4 protein-coding genes are annotated in these 4,478 nt (G+C 52.0%); all 4 read right to left on the bottom strand.

The features are described from left to right. Positions 1–206 (bottom strand): hypothetical protein (locus tag AB4043_RS18820; RefSeq protein WP_442307765.1); only part of this gene is annotated, 206 nt, incomplete at its 3' end. A gap of 5 nt (positions 207–211) precedes the next feature. Beyond that, positions 212–1,282 (bottom strand): DUF262 domain-containing protein, encoded by a 1,071-nt coding sequence (locus tag AB4043_RS18815; RefSeq protein ID WP_442302410.1) that lies wholly within the window; start codon positions 1,280–1,282, stop codon positions 212–214. Between the two features lie 9 nt (positions 1,283–1,291). Further along, a complete protein-coding gene (locus AB4043_RS18810) occupies positions 1,292–2,242 on the bottom strand; it encodes a BsuBI/PstI family type II restriction endonuclease (RefSeq protein WP_442302409.1) in 951 nt (316 codons plus the stop codon). Beyond that, complete coding sequence (locus AB4043_RS18805) at positions 2,239–3,324, bottom strand: Eco57I restriction-modification methylase domain-containing protein (RefSeq protein ID WP_442307764.1); 1,086 nt, start codon at positions 3,322–3,324, stop codon at positions 2,239–2,241. Before AB4043_RS18805 ends, AB4043_RS18810 begins: the two co-directional genes overlap by 4 nt. Positions 3,325–4,478 lie beyond the last annotated feature (1,154 nt).

The following is a 4,478-nucleotide window of genomic DNA, read 5'->3' as shown; positions in this document are numbered from 1 at the left end:
GCGAAGAAGTCCTCCAGATTAAACGGATCCTTAACTCTTCCAGATTCGACTTTCAGTGTGAAGCTCTCTTCGCCCTTAACTCGACTTTCGTAGTGCCAGCCCGAGCGCTTGTGAGTGCGCAGGAAGTCGTCCACCTGCTTCTGCAGCGTACGGTACCGAGTGAGCTGATCTGCGTAGGCTTCTCTGAGAGAGGCAGGGATCTTCATCGTGTTTAGATGAGGGCTTGCGCTAGATGTTTCTGTCGTTCTTGCCGGGGCTTGAGGTCAGTGCTGGCTCCGCGGCTGTTTTCGTAATAAAGAGCATGCGACGGATATTGAGAAGCAAGAGACGGGAAACTGCCAGCCGGAGCATCTTTCTCGGCAGAGAAAGACTCCACGATCTTCATGAAATCTGTATATTTCTGCGCCGTTACCGCAGCATTGGACGAATTGGGAAAGACGGCAGGGTTGAGCGCGATAACGCCCCATAGGGTATAAAAATTCGCCAAAGTGCGGGCGTAACGCGTAACGACGTTTCCCGCCTTTTCCATTTCGAGGAGATACTCTTTAGTTCGTAGTAGATTGGTGCGGAAGTGGGCTTCGTCGAAATTCTCGACTTCGTCAATGTCATCGTATCGTCCATAAAAGACATCGATGGCGTCTTGATCGAATCCCACTGGAGCGCCATTGATGAGTACGATCAGAAGCTCCGATATGAATTGGGTATCAGCCATACGTTTCGCGCGGGATGTCGTCACAATCCCCAGCTTCTTCCAGCTGTCATTCTCTTCTTCTGCTTCAGCTAGTGTGATAAACCAACCCTCAAATTTTGCGTGACGGAGTTCCTGATCAGTCAATCGGCGCGAATTCCGGTTGAGCCGGTCAAAGACTTCATTGACGATGTTGCCTTCGACTATGTCGACCATCTCTACAGGAATCTGATAGTTCCAGAGGCGCTTTTTCAATTCAATTTCGCCTTCTAGCTGCTTCCAGTTTTTGCCATTGAGACGTACGTCACCGAAGTCTTTAGAAATTCGGAGCTTGTTGTTCACGAAAAGCAAAATGGTCTCTAGGCGCTGTTTGCCATCGACGACGTGATATGTAGAGCCGCCGTCAGCTGCAATGGTTTTGTGAAGAAAAATCGCCGGACTTGGATAGTCGCGGAAGATGGTGTCCAAAAAGAACTGACGGTCTTTGCTCGTCCAGACACTCTTTCGCTGATACGGAGGGTCAAGGTCGAGCTGATTATTCCGGTTCAAGTCGAGCAACCAAGTAATGTCCTGCGTTGTCGGACGCCTGTTCATATATGTGCCTTAGCTTGGTTCGTATGGCCCCAAAAAACGTTCTCCATTGAAATGGATGAGATGCGATGGAGCGTCAGCAACCCAGACTTCCGTTTCCCAAGCGATCTCTCCTAAATATTTGCTCATTAAAGCCCGTGTCGGGAAAGCTGTGACATAGACCAACCCCGCTTTTGAATCCACAAAGAGTCTTGCGAGTTCTGCATGTCGCTTCCCATTGACGGGGCCATGGCTTGTGACTGACTCGATCAAAAGAAGCCAATTGCGATCAGGGGCGTACAGGACAACGTCAGGCATCTTGCCGTGCATATCAACTGTAATCCCTAACGAAGAAAGGAGAACGGCATCAAAATAGCCCCACTTGTCGCCAGTATCTCCAATGTAGATGAGTTGGCCGCCGGGGACGTACCGTTCAGCAAAATCTTCGATAATGGCCTTGATGAGTTCGCTGTGATCGCCAGGTACAAGGCTTAGTGTCTTGCCGTCCGCCAACGTGACAGGTACACGATGCTGATTGCGCTCATGGGCGTACTTTTCGATGAGGGTCTGTCGTTCCGCCAAGAATTCTGTTAGCATCCCGTGCCACTCCGGTGTTCCGAAGGTTCGTACTAGAGCGAGTGTGTGAGCGGCAATCTGATAAACGTTGTCTTTGCTGTTGGGTGGGCGTTTTGGATCGTCAGGATTGTGAAGGATAATTCCGGCATCCAGAAACTGATGGATCGACTGGCGGCGCACGGTCTCCCGGGTGTTCGGAGCGTAAACCTTCTTGTAATGTTTCGCGATCCAATCCATGATCGGCGTGATTCCGATCATGGGATTCTTCGCGTCCTTCCAAGATGTCCCAGGCTTTAAATCTAGAAGAGCGAGCAGAGTTAAGGCAGACCGTTCGTTTTGTTGGGCGTGGGGCAGGCCCAGCGAGATGAGAATGTCACGAGCGGCTTTCAAGAGTTCTTTACGGGTCATACGATTAGTGTATTAAGCTGCCGGTCGATCATATCTTGTGTAAGAGTTCCTTTAGATCGTGCCCACTTGCCAAAAGATATTAGGGCTTCCCGCGATGGATAGCGCATTAGCCGCAGGTCAGTAGCGTTTACTTGCGTATGGCCGTTGAAACGCCGGAAATGATCATCTGCAGCCGTGCTATTAATAAACGCGGCAAGGCCATAGGCCAGATCAATCGGCAAACCAGATTTGTTGTCATGAAAAACGTTCAGATGATTTTCGAAGCCCACCTTATCAGCGTTCGGGAAGGCATCGGGGTGAACGATGCCTGCCACAAGGCGGCGCTTCTCTTCTTTTGAGGAGAAGCGCCTAACAACTGTGTAATAGCCATTGGGGTATAGCCATCGTTCCGTCTCCTTATTTCGAAGAATCGCATTCCCACGCTTGGCTGCATCGCTGGGCCAAATGGTGTCTTGCCCAACAAAGTGAGCAGCGTATAGGAGGGGGGCGGAACCATTTGTAGGCTCGGGGAGGATATATTGTTTGAGCCGGAAATCGACGACCGGACCAGTCGATAAGCTGACACCTATGGCACCGAGCGAATGGCAAATTTGAGGAGAGCCTTCCAATATCCCCATTTCTGGCGAAGTAGGTACATGAATAAACCGTTCGGGATCGTTAGGAAAAACGATCCGCTCGAACGGATAACTGTGCTCCACCAGGTCGGAAAATGAATCATCCGTAGATGTTGTAATCCTTACGTCGCCTTGTTGGCCGCGGCGTTCCAAATGAATGATGACGTTCTCCTGAAGAACATCATCATCCTTGAAAGCCTTGTTGCGCGATGCGAAGAGATGTATTTGCCTAATAGCAGCTTGTTCGAGGATCTGATCCCGAAACGGTTTGTAATAAGGACCATTACAGAAGCTTCTCGGAATGATCGCTACGATATGACCACCCGGTCGCATCAGTTCCAAAGAGAGTGAAACGAACGCCGTATACAAGTTGACCGCTTCGATCCCGAGCCGCCGCATAGTCGATCGGTGGTCCGAACTACTGCTGATCTTCTTGTAGGGAGGATTCCCCCATCCCAGCGCCAGCATCCAAGAGCGAGCAATGGGTGATTGTCGAACTTGGGAACATGGCCGCCATAAACGTCGCGACCTTAGCGGGCGTCATGAATTGGCCGAACTTGGATTTGTGGGCCTGGGTGATTTGGGGTGAAATCGTCTGGCGTAGCGAGTCAGATAATTCGACCGTCTGATGTCCCAAAGCCAACCCCCTATGAAGAATCTAGCGCTCCACAGGAATGTGGATTTGTTCGTCTCTTCTTCGCCTACTATTCTATTCTGGCATGGACTCATGAGGTGGGCAATGGTGCTCTCGCATTGAATAATGATGTGCGCCCTCTTACCCCTTGACAGAGTCTTCTTCCTTATCGAGGGGCACCCAGTATCTGGTTGTGATGAGTTAGGGTTGCGGTGCAGTTTTTGGTTAGCCTGGGTGGCTTGCCTGGCGCTTTGATTTCGTTCGGGGTGGAGACCCCATTGTCCGTTGGGGGGGAGGAACTCGTACTCGGCGTCGGCGGTGTTGAGGCCGGGGCCGGCGTTTTCTAGAGCATTTTCCCTGTTGCTGGGTATCCCGAAAGGGGCGTGCAGTGGCGTTTTCATTGCGGAAAACGCCCATAGATGCGGATGCCCTGGACTACACCGACAGGGAAAATGCTCGAGCCAGGTTCCGTTGGGTGTCTGGCGGGCGCGGTAGATGTCGTCTTTGCCGAATCCTCCAGGGCGGCCGGAGCCGAAGTAGAGCAATTCTCCTAATACTGTGGTGTTGGATAACTCTGCGAATGCCGTTTTCTTTGCGGAAAACGGCGCAAACAGCCAGCACTTCGCTCTACACCTTTAGGAGAATTGCTCCCGAGCCAGCCGTCGGAGGCGGGGCGGGGGAACCACTCCGCTTCGTTGGAGTTCACTGGTTCGGGTAGCTTGGTTGGCGTTTGCCATGTGCCAGAGGTTGAGCGGGTGGCGATCCAGATGTCGAGAGCATTTTCCCTGTTGCTGGGTATCCCGGAAGAGGAGTGCGGCAGCGTTTTCATTGCGGAAAACGCCCATAGATGTGGAAGCCCTACTCTACACCTACAGGGAAAATGCTCCAGGCCTGCGCTGGTGAGAGCTCCGGTACTGCGTGAGGAGATGAAGTAGAGGGTGCGGCCGTCGGGGCTGAAGTATGGGTCTGCTTCTAAACCGGGTGCGGC

The organism is Terriglobus sp. YAF25 (assembly GCF_052113305.1).
GTDB lineage: Bacteria > Acidobacteriota > Terriglobia > Terriglobales > Acidobacteriaceae > Terriglobus.
This window is presented reverse-complemented; position numbering and strand designations above follow the sequence as displayed.